Genomic DNA, 21,292 nt, shown 5'->3' on the forward strand with positions numbered 1-21,292 from the left:
AGCACCTATCAGCAATTTCATAAGCAGAGATGAGGGAATGAAATGCGGTTCATCCATACGGCAGACTGGCATTTGGGAAAACTCTTCGGGCAGCGGCATATGACGGAGGACCAGGCATATGTGCTGGAGGAACTGCTCGCATTGTGCAGAGATGTGCGTCCTGATGCGCTCGTCATTGCAGGGGATGTCTATGACCGTGCCATTCCGCCGCCCGAGGCAGTCGAACTCTTCAACAACATATTGACGCGGCTGGCAGAGCAAGGGGTCAAGGTGCTCTTCATCGCAGGGAATCACGACAGCGCTGTGCGTCTTCATTTTGGCGCACAGCTTCTTCGTGCGTCCGGCATCTATCCTGCGGGGACTGTGCGTGCCGATGAGGCTCCCGTCGTTCTCTCGGATGAATTCGGCCCTGTGTATTTCTCGCTCATTCCCTATGGAGATCCGCCCCATGTGCGCGCGGCATTCTCCGTGGAGGAGGCGCTTTCGTTTGACACGGCGCTCGCCGTACAGATCGCGGCGGCACGCGCGCAGATTCCACCCTCGGCACGCAGTGTGGCAGTGGCGCACGCCTTTGTCATCGGTGGGCAAGTTTCGGAATCGGAGCACGCGCTCTCCGTCGGCGGGAGCGATCAGGTGAGCGCAGAGAACTTCTCTGCGTATTCGTATGCGGCACTCGGACATCTGCATGCACCTCAGCGGGCAGGCGCGGAGAATGTACGATACTCCGGCTCTCTGCTGAAATACTCCTTTGATGAAGCCCGCCAGAAAAAGGGCGCCGAATTCGTCGAGTTAGGTGCCGAGGGAATGGCGTCCCATATGTTCTATCCGCTGACGCCGCGTCACGATGTACGCATTGTCAGCGGGCTGATGGATGAACTCATGCGCGAGGACTTCGATCCGCTTTCGCATGATGACTACATCTGCGTGGAGCTCCTCGACACGGATGCCGTACTCGCTGCACACGAGAAGCTGCGCAGGATCTATCCGAATCTCTTTACCATCACGCGCCCGAACATCAACGTCAATCGCCTTTCCTCCACGGAGCGCAGCTATGAGCGCGGCAAATCCGATCTCCACCTCTTCTCCGACTTCTTTGCCGAGGTGACCTCAGACGAGCTGACAGAAGCTGAGCGGAGGGAACTCGTTCGTGTGATTGATTCGCTGGAACAGGGGGCGCGTGCAGAATGAGACCGCTGAAACTACGCTTGCAGGCATTCGGCTCCTATGTCGAGGAACAGGTGCTGGATTTTGAATCTGCGCTTGCAGACGCTCCGTTTGTACTCATTCATGGAGCGACGGGAGCAGGAAAGACCACGATTCTTGACGCTATTGTATTTGCATTGTACGGAGAATCCAGCGGTAATGTCCGAGAGGGAACAACACTGCGATCTGCCACTGCTCCACCGGAGCGGACAACAGAGGTGGAGTACGTCTTTGCGCTCGGACGCCGCCGCTATCGCGTCCTGCGCTCACCGACATACGAGCGCATGTCACGCGGGAAGATGACGCGCCGTCCGCCGACAGGTCAGCTCTACCAACTCCCGAATGAGGGAGAGGACGGCGATGATATTCTGCTCGATTCGAACGTGACCGAGGTATCGAAACGAATCGGTCAGCTCATCGGCTTTGACGCCGATCAATTCCGCCAGGTCGTCCTTCTCCCGCAGGGGCAGTTTCAGCGCTTCCTGCTTGCCGAAGTCAAGGATCGCAGCGCCATTATGCAGCGCATCTTTCGCACGGAGCGTTATCAACGCATCGAGGATGCTCTGCTGCAGGAGTCTCTGCAGCTTGAGCGCGCGGCAGATGAGGAGCGTGCGCGCATCGATCAGATGCTGCACGGGGAGAATCTCGGCAGCCTCGATGAGCTGCGTACGCGCGTCGCCGAACTGAGTGTGGTGATTGACAGCCATGCTGCAGAGATCAAGGCGTTGGAGGAGAAGCAGCGCGAGGCGCGCCGCGCACGTGAGGCGGGGATGGCGGCACAGCAAAAACTGCAGGAACTTGCCAATGCACAGAAACGATTTGAGGAAAAGCAGGCACAGGAAAAATCAGTCGCGGATTTTCGCATACTTCTGGAACGCGCGCAGCGTGCGCAGCCCGTCATCTACAAGGAGCACGCAGCCGTGCAGGCAGCGGAGCAGGAGAAGACGAGAGCGGGGGAGCTGAAGGACGCCGCCCTGCGTCTGACTGCGGCACAGACGGCGCTCCACACGGCAAAGGAGGCGTTGACAGCAGCAGAGGAAGCCGAGCCGGAGCGCACGAAAAAAACGGAGCGCATTCAGCTGCTCTCGAACAATGCGGAGCGTGCACAAAAACTTCTGGACTGCCGCGCATCGGCAGAGAAGCTGCGCGCGTATGCAGATGAACTCGAAGCGAAAAAAAAGACGGCTGCAGATGCCATTGAGAAGCTGACATCCGAATGCAAGGAGAATGAGGAGCGGATTGCCGCCCTTGAAAAGATATTGGCAGGCAAGGAGGCGCTTCAGCACGAACAGGATCGCCTGAAACGCTGTCAGAGCGCCGCAGCCCGCATCACTGCGATGACTGCACAAGAATCGGAACTGCATACGCAGCAGGAAACGGCGCAGCAGACTGTGAAGGACGAATCGGAGCAGCTGGCAGAAGCCAAGACAAAGCTGCGGCAGATGCAGACGCTCTATGATCTCGGCAGTGCAGCGCGCCTTGCCGAGACGCTTGCGGACGGCGCACCATGTCCTGTCTGCGGCGCACTGTCGCATCCCAGCCCTGCGATGCACGCGGAGGACATCCCCTCCGAGCAGGAGGTGGAGTCCTGTGCAAAGGCTGTGGACGCTGCCGAACAGAACGCACAGAATGCCGCACGGAAGTTGGAAGAGGCAAAAGAGAAGTATGCACGCGCAAATCAGAGCCGCACACAGGAGCAGGAACTTCTGGATGATCTTCTGGGTTCTGATACAATTGAGGGAATGGCACAGCGGACAGAGCAGCACGATGCGCAGTTAAGGCACGCCGAAAAGGAGCATACGGAGCGGACGACGCAGCGCGCCGCGCAGCAGGCACGGCTTGAAGCCCTACGCGTGGAGCAGGAGAAGCAGAATGCCGACGCACAGCAGCATCGCGACCTTCTGCGTACACGCGAGGGAGAGCGGGCGGCGCTTGAGGCAGAGCTGCCCGAGGAATATCGTGACTACGCGAAGATCGCCCCCGAAATTCAGCGGCTGACTGCGGAGGTCGCGCAGCAAAAGCGTGCATACGATACCGCGCGGGAAAAGGAGAAGGAGTCCGCTGCCGCCCGTGCAGGTGCGGAGAGCGCACATACTGCCGCACAGCGTGCCCACACAGAGTCGATACAGACGGCACAGACGGCGCAGAGCGAATATGACGCTGCGCGTGCACAGGCGGGATTCTCCTCCGAGGAGGAATATCATGCGGCAATTGCGGGCAACTGGGCGGACAGCAAGCATTTGGAGAAGGTACAGAAGAGGATCAACGCCTATGAGACCGACTACAAGACCGCAGCAGAGCTGCTGAATACGGCAAAAAAAGCCGCAGAGGGGCTGACTCCTCCCGATATGGCTGCGCTCATGGCGGCGGAAACCGCCGCCGATCAGGCGGTACGCGATCAGGCGAGGGAGCAGGGCATCCGCACGGAGCGGCGGGACGCGCTCACTCGTATGATGAACGAGATCGATGCGCTCGAGCGAGCGGGGGCGGCGCGTGCAGAGCGCTATCGTGTCATTGGCAGACTTGCGAATGTGGCGGCGGCAAAAGCGCCCTATCAGGTACATTTTCAGACCTACGTCCTGCGTTCGATTCTGAGCGATGTCATCGAGGCAGCAAACGCACGCCTCGTCGTCATGAGCCGCGGCCGCTATCGTCTCGTACACGGCGAGGGCGGTCACAGGAATAAATGGTGGGGGCTTGAGATCGATGTATTCGATGAGTACACGGGGCTTCCGCGCGTCTCACGCACGCTGTCCGGCGGCGAGACCTTTCTCGCATCTTTGGCGCTTGCGCTCGGGCTCTCGGATGTCGTTCAGCACTACGCGGGCGGGATGCACCTCGATATGATCTTCATCGACGAGGGCTTCGGCTCGCTCGACAGCGAGACACTCGACGTCGCCATCCGCGCCCTGCTCGAGGTGCAGCAGGAGGGGGGGCGGCTCGTTGCAATTATCTCGCACGTCGAGGAGCTGCGCGCGCGCATTCCCGTGCATCTCGAGGTCACGCGCACGGCGAGCGGCAGCAGGGCGCGCTTTACACAGGGCGGAGCGGAGGCATTATGACGGCAGGACTGGAGTTCATCATCGGGCGCGTGGGCACGGGCAAGACACATGCCTGTCTTGCTGCGATGACGGAGGCTCTGATGCGTGAGCCACTCGGCAGACAGCGCATCCTCCTCGTGCCGGAGCATATGACCTATGCCGCGGAGCGCGCTCTGGCAGAGACGCTGACGGACAGTGCGGGCTTTTTGCAGACGTATGTGTTCGGCTTTCGCCGCCTTGCACGACAGGTGCTCCTTGAGACCGGCGGTGCGCATCTGCCGCGCATCAGCGAGATCGGGCGCCGCATCCTGCTCAAGGACATCCTGCTGAAGCACCGGGAGGAGTTCTCCGTCTTTGCGCGCTCCATTACCAAGCGCGGCTTTACAGAGACATTGGGGCGTACCATCGCCGAGCTCAGACGCTACCGCCTGAGCCCCGAGATTCTGCGCGATACTGCCGATCAGAGCGAAGACAGCGCGGGGCGGCTGCCTCAGAAACTAAAGGAACTTGCGCTCATCATGGACGAACTGTCCGCGCGCATGGAGGGGCGGCTGACCGATCAGACAGATCGGATGGAGCGCCTTGCACAGCAGCTTGCGGATGCGTCCTTTCTACGCGGCGCTGAAATCTGGGTCGACGGATTCGATTTTTTCAATCCGCAGGAGCTGGCTGTCTTTCGTGCGCTCTTTCAGACAGCAGACATGATTCACGTCAGCCTGACGATGGGCGGACGGCGTGAGGGTGATCGCGTGCGTACGAATTTACCCGAAAATACATTGGACACGGGGCTATTTGCACGAAGCTATCAGACCATGAACGCGCTGACGGATACTCTCAGGGAGCTCGATCCGTCCGCTGCTCTCACCATCCGACTGATGCAGGAACAACACCGCGCGCAGAGCGACGCGCTCAGAATGGTCGAGGCGAAGCTGTTCGGTCACGAGCACCTTGCCCCTGTCACAGACGATGCACTGAGACTCGTGGAGGCGGCGAATCCGCGCCTCGAAGCGGAATCCGTGGCGGCGGACATCCTCCGTCTCGCACGAGAAAAGCAGTACCGCTATCGCGAGATTGCCGTACTCGTGCGCGATATAGATACCTACGGCGAACTCCTGACGCAGGCATTGACGGACTGCGAGATTCCATGCTATCTGGACGCAAAACGTCCCAGTACGCATCACCCGCTCGCCGAACTCCTGCGTGCTGCAGCACAGACAGCGTGGCGCGGCTGGGGCTATGACAGCGTATTCCGTGCGCTGCGGACGGGATTCTTCCCCGTCACAGCGGACGCGGCGGAGGAAGAAGACGCGCGCTTTAACTGCGGCGACTGGCAGGAGGCTGTGGATCGGCTCGAGAACTACTGCATTGCATTTGGCATCCGCACCGAGCGTCAGTGGACGATGACGGATGAGTGGAACTTCGTCCGCCACGCAATCCCTGACGAGGAGATGGGAACGGAGCAGAACGCCCTACGCATTGCCGAGGAGATCGCCCTCGACGCGATGCGCAGACGCATCGCCGCACCGCTCTCCATCCTGACGCAGCATCTTTCGAGCGAGCAGAGCACGGCATATGAGCGCACGCGCGCCCTCTACGACTTCCTCGATCAGCTGGGGGTGCAGCAGACGCTCGATGCGTGGCGGACAGCGGCAGATGCGGAGGGGCGTCTCGCGGATGCGGCGGCGCATCGTCAGATCTGGGCTTCCTGCATGACGCTCTTCGAGCAGCTTGTCGAGGTCAGCGGTGAGCAGGAGATCTCCGCCCGCGACTTCGAGGAGCTGCTGGGAGACGGTCTGGATGCGCTTGAAATCGCATTGATTCCCCCGGGGCTCGATCATGTGACGCTTGCCTCCTTCGATCAGAACAGCCTCGCAGGCATCCGCGCCGTCTACATCGTGGGTGCCAATGCGGGCATCATGCCGCGCGCCGCAGCGCCGCAGGGTGTATTGTCGGACGCAGACCGCCTTTCCATACGTGAATCGCTCTCCGATACGCCGTATATGATCTTCGGCGGCACACAGGAGCAGACGTTTCTCGAACCCTATCAGCTCTATCGCGGCTTCACGGAGGCGCGTGAATACCTGTTGGTCTCCTATGCGCTCTCCTCTGTCGACGGCACTGCGCTTGCACCGTCGCCGCTCGTGGCACGTCTGCGTATGATAGCCCCGGAGGTGCTCTCGATACCGCTTGCAATGGTACAGCGGCAGGATGATCTCGTCCTGTCTGCGCCGCATCCGATGCTTTCATCGCTTTCAGGTGCATTGCTGGGGCAGAAGGAGCTGGGGGAAATGCGCCCTCTGTGGCAGGATGTCTACAATTGGATGCGCAGCGATCACGCCATGCACCCACTCCTTCGCCTAATGGTACGCGGTCTGTTTGCCGCGCCGCGCGAGGAGGCTCTTTCTGCTTCTATCGCAGCGGAGCTGTACGCGCGCAATGGGCGGATCAGCGGCAGTACGACCAGACTCGAGACCTTCCGTCAGTGTCCGTTTCGCCACTTTGCGCGATACGGGCTTGGTCTGCGCGAGCGCGATGTCTATGAGTTCCAGAGCAGCGATTTCGGAACCCTCCTGCATGAAATTCTGCACGGATACGGTGAGTGGGTACGCACAGAGCATGCAAATGATTGGGTCGTAGCAGAGGCGGGCGGCGCGGCGCAGATTGACGCGCTGCTGCAAGGTCTCATACCGAAGATACGGAGCGCCGTCCTCATGAGCAGCGCCGGCTACCGTCACCGAGTCGAGCGGATACGCAGCACCGCACAGCAGGTCATCCGCCATCTCACCTCGTGGGCGAAGAAATCCTCCTTTCATCCCCACCGATTTGAACTCAGCTTCGGACGCCGCAGCGACGGGGTCAAGGTAGCGGACTTCCAGCTCTCCAACGGCATGACCCTGTCCCTGCGCGGTCAGATCGACCGATTCGACGTGACGAGGGACATGGACTACTACCTTGTCCTCGACTACAAGACGGGCGGGACATCGCTGCTTCTGCCCGAGATTCGACACGGGCTGAAAATGCAGCTGCTCCTCTATCTTTTCGTCGTCCGTTCCCTGCTCGATGGCAGCAGCATCCCTGCCGGCATGCTCTATGTGCCTGCGGTGAATCCCGTTGTGTCGGACGACAAGCGTCTGGATGATGAAAGTTTACAAAAGAAAATTGCGGCTGCAATGGTGCTCACAGGCCTCCTGATCAAAGACGAAAAGATTGTGAAGCAGATTGACAAGATGGGCGAACATCTCTGCATATCGTTCAACAAGGACAGCAGCTTTTCCAAGAACTCGGAGAAGCACATTCACTCACAGGAGGAGTTCGAGCAGCTTCTCGCATATCTGCCAAAGCTCGTATGTGAGACAGCCGAGGAGATACTGCGTGGGAATATACAGGTTGCGCCCTATCGCTTCAACGAGCGCAATGCCTGTACCTTCTGTACCTATCGCGCCGTCTGCGCGTTCGAGCCGGAACTCGGGCGGGGCGATGTCTACCGCGATATTGCAGACAATGGGCAGGCGGCGATGGAGGAAATCGCACAGATCGTATGTGGGGAGGTGAAATCCGATGGCACAGATGACATTTACGGCAGATCAGAAAAAGGCGATTGAAACCCACGGACAGAATATCCTCGTGGCGGCAGCAGCAGGCTCCGGAAAGACGCGCGTCCTCGTGGAGCGCATCATCTCGCAGGTACGCAGCGGTACGCTCTCACTAGACCGCGTCCTCGTCCTCACCTTTACCAAGGCGGCGGCATCAGAGATGCGGGAGCGCATCGAGGCGGCGCTCAACGAGGAGATTGCCGCACTGGCTGTGGGCGGCGGCTTCGCATCCGACCTTCATCAGCGCATCGGCGCTCTCGAACGCCAGCGCGTCCTGCTCACAGGAGCAGACATTTCGACCTTTCACTCCTTCTGCCAGCGTCTGATTCAGTCGCATATTGACGCGACCGACATCTCGCCGAACTTCCGCATTGCAGGCGAGCAGGAGATCACCCTTCTGAAAAACAAGGTCGTGGAAGATCTGCTCGAACAGGAGTATCAACGTGCCGAGAACGGCGATGTGGACGGATTTCTTGCCTTTTCTGACGCCTATGGTGGGGTCAGGGGCGATGACGAGCAGCTGCAAGGAGACATTCTCTCCCTCCATGCCTTTTCTCTCAGTCAGCCCTCACCCGAGACATGGCTGCGGGCACAGGGGCAGGAGAGCGCGGATACCCCATATTGGGCGCGCAGCGGCTTTTCCATGCTTGCGGATGAACTGAAGCAAGCTCTCTCGCAGCTGTGCGCAGACTATGCCGAGGCAGCAGCGCTCCTCGTTGCAGGGGATGCGAACCTGCGCGCGGCAGCTGCAAAATGTCTCGACGCACTTGAGGGCAATCGGGAGATTTACGAAGCGCTCCGTTCTTCACTCGCTCACTTCCTGCACGCAGAGGATGAAGCTGCGTGGGAAATATTCCTGACCGAAGCAGCCACAGCAAAGAAACAGCGAAAAAACATTCCGCGAAAGGCAGTCGAGAACTACGATGCCGCAGTCGGCGCGCGTCTGAAAAAGCTGACAGAGAAAATCCACGCCGCGTGGGACGGCTGCATCGGACAGCTGCCCACAACAGCGGATGAGCTCTGTGAGACGGAAAACCGCGCAAACGCGTCAATCCGTCAATACGTACGACTGACAACAGCATTTCACAAGGCGTTTCAAAAGGAAAAACTGCAGCGCGGCATCCTTGACTTCAGCGACCTCGAACACACAGCGCTTGCCCTCCTCTGCGCGCAGCCCGCGCTCCTGCAGGAGAAGCCGACCACCCCCATGCCAACGGAGATTGCAGAGGAGCTGCGCAGACATTACGACGCAATTATGGTGGACGAGTATCAGGATACGAACGGCTTGCAGGAGGGCATCCTGAGTCAGATTGCACGAGACGCGAATCGTTTCATCGTCGGCGATGTGAAGCAGAGCATCTACCGATTTCGCCTTGCCGATCCCGCCCTCTTTCAGGCGACCTATCGGAAGTATCGCACGAATGGGGTGGACGGGACGCTCGTCACCATGTCCGAGAACTTCCGCAGCCGTGCCGAGGTGCTTGAACCCATCAACGAGATATTCTCCCAAATCATGAGCGAGGAGTCCGTTGAGATCGCCTATGACGACACTGCACGGCTGAATCCAGGGCGGCAGTTCGATGATCTACCGCAGGGAAGATCACTCGTGGATCCGCTTGAGATCGACCTTCTCCGTGCCGATTACTCCACCTCTGAGGATGAGGAGGCAGAGGAGGAGCGCAAGGCATTCGAGGTTGAGGCGCACTTCATCGCACGCCGCATCGACGAACTCAAATCGGAGGGCTATGTCCTCCAGAACGGGGAGCCACTCCGCAACAGGGACATCGTGATTCTTCTGCGCGGGGCGAAGGAGCGCGCAGGGCTTTTGCTCAACGCACTGCGCGCACGGAACATTCCCGCCTATGCGGATGATACGGCGGGCTACTTCGAGGCGAGCGAGATCCGCATGATCCTCTCCCTCCTCGCAGTCCTCGACAATGCGCGTCAGGACACCCCGCTCGCCGCTGTGCTCACCTCACCGATGATTGGGCTCACGATGGCGAAGATGGCGGAGCTGCGCGTACGCACGCCGAGCGGCAGCATTTACGATATGCTCACGGGCGCGGCGGGGGACGAGGCGGCTGAGAACGCATTGGAGCGCATTCGCCGCTGGCGCCGTCATGCGCTGACGCACAGCGTTCCCGAACTGCTCTGGGCACTTTATCGTGAGACGGGATACTATGACTATGTCGGCACGCTCCCCGGGGGCACGCTGCGTCAGGCGAACCTGCGCATGCTCATCGACCGTGCCGCCGACTTCGAACGGACGAACGAGCGCGGCCTCTTCCGCTTCCTGCGTTACATCGACGCACTGAAACGCCGCAGCACGGATCTCTCCGTTGCCCGAACGCTCGGCGAGAGTGAGGATGTCGTGCGCATCATGACGATCCACAGGAGCAAAGGGCTGGAGTTCCCCGTTGTCTTCCTCGCCAATATTGCGGGCACATTCAACACACAGGACACGAGGGGCGACCTCCTCTATCACGCACATATGGGAATCGGACTGCGCGTCTCTGAGAATACAACAGCAGGACGACAGAAATACGATACCATGGCAAGAAGGAAGGTCAAGAACATCATTCAGCGTGAGTCCATTGCGGAGGAAATGCGCATCCTCTACGTTGCTATGACGCGCGCACAGGAAAAGCTGATTCTGACGGGAACGCTCAGCATCACGCGCACAGGCAGGGATGCACTGGAACAGCTGCGTGCGTTCTGTCTGAAATACGCACAGACGCAGGAGGCGCAGTTTCCTGCATCTGCCATTCTCTCAGCGAAGTCCTATCTCGACTGGATTACGCTCGCGCTCATGCGCCACCCCGACGGCGCGCTGCTGTTCGAGGGTGAGAAGGAAATCGCACATCGTCAGCCGACGCACCCGCAGGCACGCTTCCATGTGAGGATTCTGGATGAGAGCGTCCGTGCCGCTCAGACAGAGGCGCAGGAGGCGACAGATGACATCCTCTCCGCAGTCCGTGTGGATAAGCCTCTTCCGGACGGCGGCACAGCCGACCGCGTTGCAGCGGTGCTGGACTGGACATACGACCTGCGCGGCACGGCGCATATCCATGCCAAGACCAGTGTGACCGAGCTAAAGCGGCAGCAGGCGGTGGAGGAAGAGGTGATCGCACCATTCCTGCCCGCCGTCGGCAATGCTGAAAGTATGCAGCCGGAATGGGAAATGCCGCGCTTCCTACGCGCGTCGGAACGGGAGCATCTGACCCCGATGGAGCGCGGTACGGCAATGCACACAGCCATGCAGCAGCTCGATCTCGATCATGTGGAGAATATCGCTGCCATTGCGGCGCAGGCCGACGAACTCCTGAAAAAGGGGATTCTCACGGAAGCAGAACGCAAAAGCATCGATGTCGGCAAAATCTGGAAATTTGCCTCCTCGCCGCTGGGGCGTCGTATGCGCACGGCAAAGGCGATCTACCGCGAGCTGCCGTTTGGACGGCTGCTCCCTGCGCGGCGCTACTATGAGGAGGCAACAGATACATCCGATCGGATCTTCCTGCAAGGCATCATCGACGTACTCTTTGAGGACGAGCACGGCGACTACATCCTACTCGACTACAAGACGGATCGCAGGATTTCCGCTGTCGCTGCGCGCAAGCGCTACCAGTTCCAGATCGACCTCTACTGCGACGCCGTGGAGACCATCCTGCACAAGGCGGTCAAGGAACGCTATCTCTTCCTGCTCGATACGGGCATAGAGGTAAAAATGTAGGATACGGAGGTTTTTTCTTGAACTATCGGAATCTGTATGATGAAATCATTGCCGGACTACCCGACGATGTTCGGATTGATGACTATGCTGTCGGACGACCATGGACGTATATGCGTGCAGGGGGACTAGGGGGTATTTGCATGACGATTCCAGCGTACACGCGCCCGCGTCTGCGAAAGGAGAGCTTTCTCGGCTGCTCCCTGCGCGAAGCGGGGGAGTATGTGAGATCCTTGCAGGGACAGTAGGCGTCCATCGTCGCCGCAGCGATCAATGTATAGGAATCGCTGATAAAATGAAGTCCGTCAGATTGGCACAGATTTTTCTGTCCGATTGAGGCAGCAAACCGGACGCATAGCCAGAGCTATGTGGAGGATTTGTCGACACAGAGAGGGCAAAAAAGATACGCCAAGATGGCGGTGCTGAATTTATCAGTGCGTCCTTAACTATGGTGTAGACGGTCTCTCTGGCTTTACCGTGACCGATGTGGCACTCGCCGCCGATCTCGTGCATTTCGGCTACGAGACGGATATTGCAAACTGCGGCAAGATGGCGGATGTTCTTCCTCAATCTGATTGAATATTTCTGATTGCTTCTATATTCAAAGATAGATGCACGGATGCAGGAATCATTCAGTCTGCGGCGAATTAGTCCAATACAAAACATATTGAAAGGAAGCGAGTGAAATGACGGATTGTATCTTTTGCAGGATTGCACAGGGAGAGATTCCTTCGACAAAGGTCTATGAGGACGATTTGGTGCTAGCGTTCCGCGACCTCGATCCGCAGGCGCCGGAGCACGTTCTCGTCATTCCGAAGAAGCATATCGCAAGCGTGCTGGATTTCGCAGAAGAGGATCGGGAACTGGCTGCGCATATTCTGACCGTAGTTGTGCCAAAGATTGCACGAGAGCTCGGTGTCGATGTAGGCGGCTTCCGCCTTGTGACGAACACCGGTGCAGATGGCGGACAGACGGTCGGACACCTGCATTTCCATCTTCTCGGCGGACGCTCCCTCGCATGGCCGCCGGGCTGACGGAGTGCACAACAGAGCGCATTAGGGCAGCATTATTTCACGTTATATTGTGGTAAATACTACCTTTTTTGTTTAAGTTCCATCGCGGGCAGACGATATTATTGATATAAGATAGAATAGTGTGTCAATAATGATTGGAGGTGTCAGCGATGGTAGAACGTATTGAGCGCGTCATGCGCATAAAGCGTCTGCGGTTCAACAACGACGAGCTGTTTGAGCGTAGGAAAGGCTTTGAAGAGAAGGAACAAGGCGAGACATTCGCATCCATCTTTCAAGATGAGATCGAGAAGAAGAAACAGCGTCAGTCAGAAAATTCTTCTTCGAATCGAGCCTATCAGCTTGAGGTCGGTCGTCCGACGCAGTCCCTCTTTTATCAGGGGAAAGCTGATATCTCGGATGTGAAGGGGAAGCTCCCTCATGCCGGATGATTCCTACGGAATGCGCCTTGCACTGGCAGAGGCGGAGCGCGCCTATGCGCTCGGTGAGGTTCCGATCGGCGCCGTTATCTTGAATGACGCTGGGGAACTGATTGCCAGTGGATACAATCTTCGCGAGACGGAACATGATGCAACGGCACATGCCGAACTGATTGCGATTCGGTGTGCCTGTCAGAAGCTCGGGCGTTGGCGGCTCACGGGGCTGACCCTGTACGTGACGATCGAGCCGTGTCCCATGTGTGCCGGTGCAATTGTCATGAGCCGCATTAGCCGCGTTGTGTACGGCAGTACGGATGCGAAGGCGGGAGCGTGTGAATCGCTCTTTAACATCACGGGCTGCCCCGCGCTCAACCATCAGCCGGAAATACGCGCTGGCGTGCTCGCGGACGAGTGCTCAGAGATTATTAAGTGCTTCTTTCGAGAGCGCCGAAAAAATAAGGTTTCCGAAATATAGACGATCATATCCGAGATGAATTTCTTGCAAAGCAAAAGGCATCCACAGCGTATTTGCCGTGGATGTCTTTTCGTTTGCGTTAGGTTACTGCAGAGCTTCCTGCAATACCTTCATATTCTTTTTCATCGTATCAATGTATGCGTCCTTTGCCGCAGACGTTGCCTCACCAGTGACAACAGGATCAAGCGTGTAGATCTTGGCGCCTGTCTCGCGTGCAATGGTCTCAGCGGCAGCGGGGGAGTACTGCGGCTCTGTAAAAAGCACCTTCGTCGGAAGTGCATTCACCTGCTCGATGGTCTCCTGCAGCTCTGTCGGTGTTGGCTCCGTACCCGGCTCACGCTCTACCACGCCAATGATGTTCAGATTGAACTCCTTTGCAAAGTAGGGGAAAGCTTCGTGGAAGGTGACAATATCCTTGTGGGGCACATTGTCGAGTGCTGCGTGCATCTCATTTTTGAGCGCCGTGAGTTTTTCGATATAGGCAGCGGCGTTCTTCTCGTATTTGTCGGCATGTGCGGGATCGGCTTCTTTCAGCTGATCGGCAATGTTGCGCACCTGAGCAATTTCGTCGGTCACGCTGAGCCAGACATGGGGGTTATCGCCCTCATCATCGTGAATGAGTTCAATGCCGCGTGATGCATCGATGACCTTGAGCTTCTTCTGCTGCTCGGTCACCTTGTCCATGAAGTCCTCCATACCGGCGCCGTTGATGACAAAGGCATCCGCCTTTTCGAGCGTCTTCATGTCCTCTGTCATGAGCTGATAATCATGCAGACAGCCAGTCTGTGGCTTCGTCATATTGTATACCTCGACACCGTCCACGCCGTCCGTAATGTTGATGGTCGCAACATACATGGGATAGAATGATGTCACGATGCGGAACGGTTCCGCACTTTTCTTTTCTGCGCCTTTGTCTGCACCGCCGCAACCGACCAGTGCGACGGAGAGGACGAGAAGCAGCAGAGATAGAATTTTCGTTGTACTGTGCATGGGTAACAGATCTCCTTAATGTAGCTGAACGTTTTGTGAATTGGGTTAAGTCTCACGAGTAAAATCATAGCTAAGGTGAGATGTATTGTCAATACGAAAAGAGTAAAATATAAAAATTTTTTATTGTTGCATACTATGTATAAATAGATGTTCAAACGAACAGTTGATGATATCATCCTATGTTTTGTGAAAATTTCATTACGCGATTGACACGGATTATCTCTATGGGGTATAATGTCCTTGCATCATTTATCGGTGCAAAATTACTCCGCGCGTGGAGGGAGGGGAAATGCATGGCAAATGAAATCAAGGTCGGCAAGAACGAGTCGATCGATAGTGCTCTCCGCCGCTTTAAGCGTATGTCACAGAAGGCCGGCACTCTTGCCGAAGTTCGAAAGCGTGAACATTACGAGAAACCGAGCGTTCGCCGCAAGAAGAAATCTGAGGCAGCGCGTAAACGCAAATACAGGGGCTGATTGCAAAAAGGCATCCGTGGACGCTGTTCCGCGGATGTTTTTCTATTCTGCTTCGACTGAGGAAAGGATGAAGAAGATGTCATTGATGGAAAAACTCACGGCGGATATGAAGGATGCTATGAAGCAGGGCGAGAAGGAGCGGCTCTCTGTCATTCGCCTTGTACGCGGTGCCGTTCGTCAGGCTGAGATTGACGGCAAGAAAACGCTGAACGATGATGAGATCATCGGTGTAATCACGAAGGAAGTGAAGATGCGCCGCGATTCCATCGAGGAGTTTGAGCGCGGCGGGCGCGCAGATCTCGTGGATAAGACCAAGGCGGAGATCGATATTCTGATGCCCTATCTGCCCGCACAGCTCAGTGCCGATGAGGTCAAGAAGATCGTTGAGGAAGCTGTCGCCGAGGTTGGTGCAGCGACGGCGAAGGACATGGGCAAGGTCATGGGCGTCCTTATGCCGCGTATCAAGGGGCGTGCCGACGGCAAGCTCGTAAACGAAATTGTCCGCTCTCTTTTGAAATAACTCACGCGCATAACATAAAATCCCCGCACATTCCTTTTGACAAAGGTGCGGGGATTTTCGTATAATTGGGAATGGAATAGAACATCAATAGAACATCAAAGGAGTGCACGATATGGCAGAGAAGGACAAGAAGGATACGAAGCGAGACAAGCAGATGACACGCGAAGAGGCTCTGGAGAATGCACTCAAGCAAATTGAGAAAACGCATGGCAAAGGCGCGATCATGCGTCTCGGCGAAGCAAAGGCGAATATGAATATCGATGTCATATCGACCGGTATTCTGCCGCTGGACATTGCACTTGGCGTCGGCGGCATCCCGCGCGGACGTATCATCGAGGTGTACGGTCCCGAGTCCTCCGGAAAGACAACCGTCACCCTCCATATGATTGCTGAGGCACAGAAGGCAGGAGGGCTTGCCGCGTTCATCGACGCCGAACACGCCCTTGACCCCGAGTATGCGCGCAAATTGGGCGTCAATACGGAGGATCTTCTGATCTCTCAGCCGGACACAGGGGAACAGGCTCTTGAGATTGTGGATGCGCTTGTACGCAGCGGTGCCATTGACATCATCGTCGTTGACTCCGTTGCTGCGCTGGTGCCAAAATCCGAGATTGAGGGGGACATGGGCTCCTCCGTTGTTGGAATGCAGGCGCGTCTTATGAGTCAGGCAATGCGCAAACTCACGGGTATCATCAGCAAGACGCGCACGGTCGCAATCTTCATTAATCAGCTGCGCGAGAAAATTGGCGTATCCTACGGCAATCCCGAGACGACGACGGGCGGTCGGGCTCTCAAATTCTATGCCTCCGTGCGCATTGATGTGCGACGTGCAGACTCCATTAAGCAGGGGACGGAATCCCTCGGCAACCGCACACGCGCGAAGATTGTCAAGAACAAGGTTGCACCGCCGTTCAAGACGGCAGAATTTGACATCATTTACGGTGAAGGTGTCTCGCGCCTGGGCAGCATCATCGACATGGGCGTCGAGCTGGACATCGTGAACAAGAGCGGTGCATGGTATGCCTATGAGGGGGAGCGCCTCGGTCAGGGCAAGGAAAATGCAAAGGCGACCTTAGAGGAAAAGCCGGAGCTGATTGCCGAAATCGAGGAGAAGATTCGCACGAAAATTCTCGTAGAGGGAGCTGCGTCAAAAAAGAAAGGTTCGAAAAAAACTTCTGCAGATACGGATCAAGATGCAACGGATATTCCTGAGGAAGAGGCAATGCCGGAGATGGATGAATGAATGGCACGGGCGACGCGCCGAAGAAACGTGGTCGAAAATCGCAGGCAAAGACCGCACTTGTGACTGCTGTTGACTATCTTGCGCGGCAGGCACATAGCGAAAAGAAACTGCGTGAGAAGCTCGAGCGCAAGGGTTTTCCGGAGGAGGAGATCGATGCTGCCATCGCACGCCTGATCGAACGCGGCTATCTGGACGATTCGGATCTCTGCGCGCAGCAGTTCATGTACCTCTACAACGAGAAACGAAACTCTGTCCGACAGATCTGTGCAAAGCTGATCCAGCGTGGATTCAATCATGACCTCGTATGGAGTGTTGTGCCGGAGGATACCTTCGAGCGGGAGATTGCCACAGCAGAGCGCGTACTTGCAATGAAGTATCAGCCGACGGACAATCGTCAAAAGATGATGGCGAATCTCTATCAAAAGGGGTTCTCCGTCGATGCGGCACGTCATGCCGTGGAAAACTATACAGAGGGTGCAGAAGAATAAAAGTAGGAAAGGACTTCCATGATGAACAGACCCGATGCCGCCGAAATGATCTTAGTGCTCGATTTCGGAGGACAGTACAACCAGCTCATTGCGCGCCGTGTACGCGAGAACTCCGTATATTGTGAAGTACATCCACATACATTGTCATTGGATCGTATTCGTGAACTTGCACCGCGCGGCATTATTCTGACGGGCGGTCCGAACAGTGTCTACGGCGAGGATGCCGTTACTGCGCCAAACGAGCTCTTTTCGCTCGGGATTCCCGTCCTCGGCATCTGCTACGGCGCGCAGCTGATAGCGTATCTCTGCGGGGGACGCGTCGAAACTGCGCCAACAAGCGAGTACGGTAAAACGGAAGTAGACATCACGGACAAGAATTCACTTCTGTTTGACGGTATTCCTGCGAAAAACATCTGCTGGATGAGCCACACGGACTATATCAGCGAATTGCCCGCAGGATTTCATGCGACGGCAAGTACGCCCGTCTGTCCGATTGCAGCCATGGAGAACGCAGAGGAGAAGCTCTATGCCGTGCAATTCCATCCCGAAGTCATGCACACGGAAAACGGCACGGAGATTCTGCGCAACTTTGTCTATCATGTCTGCAAATGCACGGGTAAGTGGCGCATGGATTCCTTCGTCCAAAAGACGGTGGAGGAGCTGCATCAAAAGATCGGAACGGGGCGTGCGCTCTGTGCGCTCTCGGGCGGTGTGGACTCCTCCGTCGCCGCCGTCCTGCTTTCCAAGGCAATCGGCAGCCAGCTCACCTGCGTCTTTGTCGATCACGGTCTCCTGCGCAAGAACGAAGGGGATGAGGTCGAGGCGGTCTTTGGCAAATCCGGAACCTATGATGTCAACTTTGTACGTATCAATGCACGCGACCGCTTCTATGCAAAACTCAAGGGCATAACAGAGCCGGAGCAGAAACGCAAGATCATCGGGGAAGAATTCATCCGCGTCTTTGAGGAGGCAGCACGCGAGATCGGTGCAGTCGATTTCCTCGTGCAGGGAACGATCTACCCCGATGTCATCGAAAGTGGTCTTGGAAAATCCGCTGTCATCAAATCGCATCACAACGTCGGAGGACTTCCCGATCACGTCGACTTCAAGGAGATCGTCGAGCCGCTCCGCCTCCTCTTTAAGGATGAAGTGCGTGCCGCAGGGCGTGAACTCGGCATTCCGGACTATCTCGTCGACCGTCAGCCCTTCCCTGGGCCGGGGCTCGGCATCCGCATCATCGGCGAAGTCACGGCGGAGAAGGTACACATTGTGCAGGAGGCAGACGCCATCTATCGCGAGGAAATTGCAAAAGCAGGCATCCAAAAGAACCTCGGACAGTATTTCGCCGCACTCACGAATATGCGCTCCGTCGGCGTCATGGGAGACGGACGCACCTACGATTATGCCGTCGTTCTGCGCGCGGTCGAGACCAGCGACTTCATGACGGCAGAGGCGGCACAGCTCCCGTGGGACGTGCTGTCGAGGGTCACGACCCGCATTGTCAACGAAGTGCGCGGCGTGAATCGCGTTCTGTATGACTGCACGGCCAAACCGCCCAGCACGATCGAGCTCGAGTGACGGAAGAGCTGACGGTTTCCTAAAGAAAAGTTGACAGCAAGTCATGAATATGCTATTATCCTCTAACGTAGGCGTATAGCCTGTTTGGGCGTGAGCCCATCCCCAACCGCACGGCGAGGTCATGTAATCGGCATAGCCGAACCACAGCCGGCGAGTAACCATATAGGGAGGTGTTTTCATGTATGCAATCGTAAAGACGGGCGGCAAGCAGTACAAGGTCGCTGAGGGCGATACCATCTTCGTGGAGAAGCTCGAGGCGGGCGAGGGCGAGACCGTTGTTTTCGATCAGGTGCTGACTGTTGTGAATGACGCAGACGTCAAGGTCGGTCGTCCGATGGTGGACGGTGCGAAGGTGACGGGTAAGGTCATGGCACACGGCAAGGGCAAGAAGATTCTGATCTTCAAGTACAAGGCGAAGTCCAACTACCGCAAGCGTCAGGGTCATCGTCAGCCGTTCACGAAGGTCGTCATCGAGAAGATCGAGGCGTAATTTGTGATCTCGGTTGAAATCTTCACGAATGAAGACGGGAGGATCACGGGGTATACTGTTGCAGGGCACAGCGGCACAGCGAAGCGCGGGCAGGATATTGTCTGCGCCGGTGTATCGGCTCTGACCCAGTCGGCGCTTCTCGGAATCATGGAGCATCTGCATCGCACCGTCGATTATGACATTGCGAGCGGGAATCTCAAAATGCGGCTGAAAGAGCCGGACGATTCCACCGAGGCGATTCTGCGCACCATGTATATGGGGCTTGCAGAAATTGAGAAGATCAGCCCGAAAGGTATTCGAATTCAGGAAGTAAAGGGGTGAACAGATTGTTCTCGTTTGATTTGCAGCTTTTTGCACATAAAAAGGGTGTCAGCTCGACACGCAATGGACGCGACAGCCATTCCAAGCGCCTCGGCGTAAAGGAGCAGGCAGGTACGCATGTGACTGCAGGCAGCATCATCGTTCGTCAGCGCGGCACGCATTTCCATCCGGGGCACAACGTTGGCATCGGCAAGGACGACACGATCTTTGCAAAGATCGACGGCAAGGTTGCCTTCGAGCGCAAGGGGCGTCATCAGCGCCAGATTAGTGTGTATCCGCTTGCGGAGGCCGCTGTTTAATCTTGTTATATGTGGATGCCTGTGCCCCTCCGGGTACAGGCTCTTTTAGAAGCTGTTTTCACAAGTGAAATGCTACACTTGCGAAAGCAGCTTCTTATGTAGGGGGACGTATGCAGTTCATTGACCGCGCACAGATTACGGTGAAGGCAGGAGACGGCGGACACGGCAAGTCTGCCTTCCGTCACGAGAAATTCATGCCGAAGGGCGGTCCGTCGGGCGGAGACGGCGGGCGCGGGGGAGATGTCATCTTCCGCGCTGACCGCAATCTGAATACGCTTCTCTCGTTCCGTTTTCACCGCAAATTCATCGCGAAAAACGGCGAGAACGGCGAGCATAAGAACCAGTTCGGCAGGAATGCCCCGAACCTCTATGTCGATGTCCCGCCCGGTACGATTGTCACCGATGATGCGACGGGGGAGGTGCTTGCCGATCTTACGGAGATCGGCGCAGAGGCGGTCATTGTGCGCGGGGGACGCGGGGGACGCGGCAATGCGAAGTTTGCAAATGCAGCGAACCGTGCCCCATCATTTGCCGAGTTCGGTGAGCCGGGCGAGAGCCGCAAGCTGCGTCTGGAACTCAAGCTCCTCGCAGATGTCGGTCTGGTCGGCTATCCGAGCGTCGGTAAGTCGAGCCTTGTCGCCTCCTGCTCTGCAGCACGTCCCGAGATTGCGGACTACCACTTTACGACGCTCACACCCGTTCTCGGCGTTGTCCAGACGGACTACGAGAAGAGCTTCGTCATGGCAGATATCCCCGGACTCATCGAGGGGGCTGCCGACGGCGTTGGTCTGGGGCATGATTTTCTGCGCCATGTCGAGCGCACACGTCTTATCCTGCATATTGTGGATGCCTCAGCCATCGAGGGGCGCGATCCTGTCGAGGACTACTACAAGATCAATACGGAACTCGCGCGCTACAGTGAGAAGATTGCACGGCGCACACAAATTCTGGTAGCGAACAAGATTGACCTCCCCTCTGCGGAGGAGCATCTGCCGCGTCTGAAGGAGCTTGCTGAACGCGAGAGACTGGAATTCTTTGCCATCTCAGCGGCGACCCGTGCAGGCGTGCAGGGGCTGATCGACCACGTCGGCGCATGGCTCGATGCCTATGTCCCGGAACCGGAGTCCGAGGAGGAGGAAGTCGCCGTCTTTGACCAGAATGCCGAGGATGACGAAAAGGTGACAATCTCGCGCAACGATGCGGGCGACTTTATCGTTTCCGGCAAGGCGATTGAAAAACTCGTTGCCATGACGAATTTCAACAACGATGAAGCGGTACGGCGTTTCCAGTATATCTGGCGCCTCAAGGGGCTGGACGAAAAGCTGCGTGCACGCGGCATCAAAGAAGGCATGACCGTACATATCGGAGATATGGCGTTCGACTATCAGGATTAGGGGA

General features: G+C 56.9%; 19 protein-coding genes. 18 read left to right on the top strand and 1 reads right to left on the bottom strand.

The window, feature by feature from the left end; genetic code table 11:
* The first annotated feature begins 42 nt into the window (after positions 1-42).
* The 9 genes from H1B31_RS08940 to tadA all read left to right on the top strand — a co-directional run bounded on the left by H1B31_RS08940 (position 43) and on the right by tadA (position 13,489).
* A complete protein-coding gene (locus H1B31_RS08940; RefSeq protein ID WP_185980060.1) occupies positions 43-1,188 on the top strand; it encodes an exonuclease SbcCD subunit D in 1,146 nt (381 codons plus the stop codon).
* A complete protein-coding gene (locus H1B31_RS08945) occupies positions 1,185-4,265 on the top strand; it encodes an SbcC/MukB-like Walker B domain-containing protein (RefSeq protein ID WP_185980061.1) in 3,081 nt (1,026 codons plus the stop codon). Before H1B31_RS08940 ends, H1B31_RS08945 begins: the two co-directional genes overlap by 4 nt.
* On the top strand, positions 4,262-7,846 hold the full coding sequence (locus H1B31_RS08950; protein WP_185980062.1) for a PD-(D/E)XK nuclease family protein: 3,585 nt from the start codon (positions 4,262-4,264) through the stop codon (positions 7,844-7,846). The genes H1B31_RS08945 and H1B31_RS08950 overlap by 4 nt, the downstream gene beginning before the upstream one ends.
* On the top strand, positions 7,803-11,567 hold the full coding sequence (addA, locus tag H1B31_RS08955) for a helicase-exonuclease AddAB subunit AddA (protein WP_185980063.1): 3,765 nt from the start codon (positions 7,803-7,805) through the stop codon (positions 11,565-11,567). Before H1B31_RS08950 ends, addA begins: the two co-directional genes overlap by 44 nt.
* Positions 11,568-11,584: 17 nt before the next feature.
* Positions 11,585-11,812 carry a DUF4213 domain-containing protein gene (locus H1B31_RS08960; protein WP_226372098.1) on the top strand — a complete coding sequence of 76 codons (228 nt, stop codon included), beginning with the start codon at positions 11,585-11,587 and terminating at the stop codon, positions 11,810-11,812.
* Between the two features lie 84 nt (positions 11,813-11,896).
* Positions 11,897-12,010 carry a secretion protein HlyD gene (locus H1B31_RS11490; protein WP_226372165.1) on the top strand — a complete coding sequence of 38 codons (114 nt, stop codon included), beginning with the start codon at positions 11,897-11,899 and terminating at the stop codon, positions 12,008-12,010.
* Between the two features lie 240 nt (positions 12,011-12,250).
* Entirely contained in the window at positions 12,251-12,598 is a 348-nt protein-coding gene (locus H1B31_RS08965; RefSeq protein WP_009440195.1) for a histidine triad nucleotide-binding protein, read from the top strand.
* Positions 12,599-12,747: 149 nt separating this feature from the next.
* Entirely contained in the window at positions 12,748-13,026 is a 279-nt protein-coding gene (locus H1B31_RS08970; RefSeq protein ID WP_009440194.1) for a hypothetical protein, read from the top strand.
* Entirely contained in the window at positions 13,016-13,489 is a 474-nt protein-coding gene (gene tadA, locus H1B31_RS08975; protein WP_185980064.1) for a tRNA adenosine(34) deaminase TadA, read from the top strand. Before H1B31_RS08970 ends, tadA begins: the two co-directional genes overlap by 11 nt.
* An 84-nt stretch (positions 13,490-13,573) precedes the next feature.
* On the opposite strand, the gene H1B31_RS08980 is transcribed toward tadA, so the two are convergent.
* Positions 13,574-14,479: a metal ABC transporter substrate-binding protein gene (locus H1B31_RS08980; RefSeq protein ID WP_185980065.1), complete on the bottom strand. Its 906-nt coding sequence runs from the start codon at positions 14,477-14,479 to the stop codon at positions 13,574-13,576.
* Positions 14,480-14,772: 293 nt separating this feature from the next.
* On the opposite strand from H1B31_RS08980, the gene rpsU reads away from it, so the two are divergent.
* From rpsU to obgE, 9 genes are all read left to right on the top strand, one after another.
* A complete protein-coding gene (gene rpsU / locus H1B31_RS08985) occupies positions 14,773-14,955 on the top strand; it encodes a 30S ribosomal protein S21 (protein ID WP_005841552.1) in 183 nt (60 codons plus the stop codon).
* Between the two features lie 76 nt (positions 14,956-15,031).
* The gene (locus H1B31_RS08990) at positions 15,032-15,475 is read left to right on the top strand and encodes a GatB/YqeY domain-containing protein (protein WP_185980066.1); all 444 of its coding nucleotides are present in this window, start codon (positions 15,032-15,034) and stop codon (positions 15,473-15,475) included.
* 112 nt (positions 15,476-15,587) lie between these two features.
* On the top strand, positions 15,588-16,718 hold the full coding sequence (recA, locus tag H1B31_RS08995; RefSeq protein WP_185980067.1) for a recombinase RecA: 1,131 nt from the start codon (positions 15,588-15,590) through the stop codon (positions 16,716-16,718).
* The gene (locus H1B31_RS09000; RefSeq protein WP_185980068.1) at positions 16,715-17,206 is read left to right on the top strand and encodes a regulatory protein RecX; all 492 of its coding nucleotides are present in this window, start codon (positions 16,715-16,717) and stop codon (positions 17,204-17,206) included. The genes recA and H1B31_RS09000 overlap by 4 nt, the downstream gene beginning before the upstream one ends.
* An 18-nt stretch (positions 17,207-17,224) precedes the next feature.
* Positions 17,225-18,784 carry a glutamine-hydrolyzing GMP synthase gene (guaA, locus tag H1B31_RS09005; protein WP_185980069.1) on the top strand — a complete coding sequence of 520 codons (1,560 nt, stop codon included), beginning with the start codon at positions 17,225-17,227 and terminating at the stop codon, positions 18,782-18,784.
* Between the two features lie 178 nt (positions 18,785-18,962).
* On the top strand, positions 18,963-19,274 hold the full coding sequence (gene rplU / locus H1B31_RS09010; protein ID WP_009655403.1) for a 50S ribosomal protein L21: 312 nt from the start codon (positions 18,963-18,965) through the stop codon (positions 19,272-19,274).
* A gap of 3 nt (positions 19,275-19,277) precedes the next feature.
* Positions 19,278-19,595, top strand: coding sequence for a ribosomal-processing cysteine protease Prp (locus tag H1B31_RS09015; RefSeq protein ID WP_009440185.1), 318 nt, complete (start codon positions 19,278-19,280; stop codon positions 19,593-19,595).
* Positions 19,592-19,894 (top strand): 50S ribosomal protein L27, encoded by a 303-nt coding sequence (rpmA, locus tag H1B31_RS09020; protein WP_006691870.1) that lies wholly within the window; start codon positions 19,592-19,594, stop codon positions 19,892-19,894. Before H1B31_RS09015 ends, rpmA begins: the two co-directional genes overlap by 4 nt.
* A 110-nt stretch (positions 19,895-20,004) precedes the next feature.
* A complete protein-coding gene (gene obgE / locus H1B31_RS09025; protein ID WP_185980070.1) occupies positions 20,005-21,288 on the top strand; it encodes a GTPase ObgE in 1,284 nt (427 codons plus the stop codon).
* Positions 21,289-21,292: the final 4 nt, after the last annotated feature.

The organism is Selenomonas timonae (assembly GCF_014250475.1).
GTDB lineage: Bacteria > Bacillota > Negativicutes > Selenomonadales > Selenomonadaceae > Centipeda > Centipeda timonae.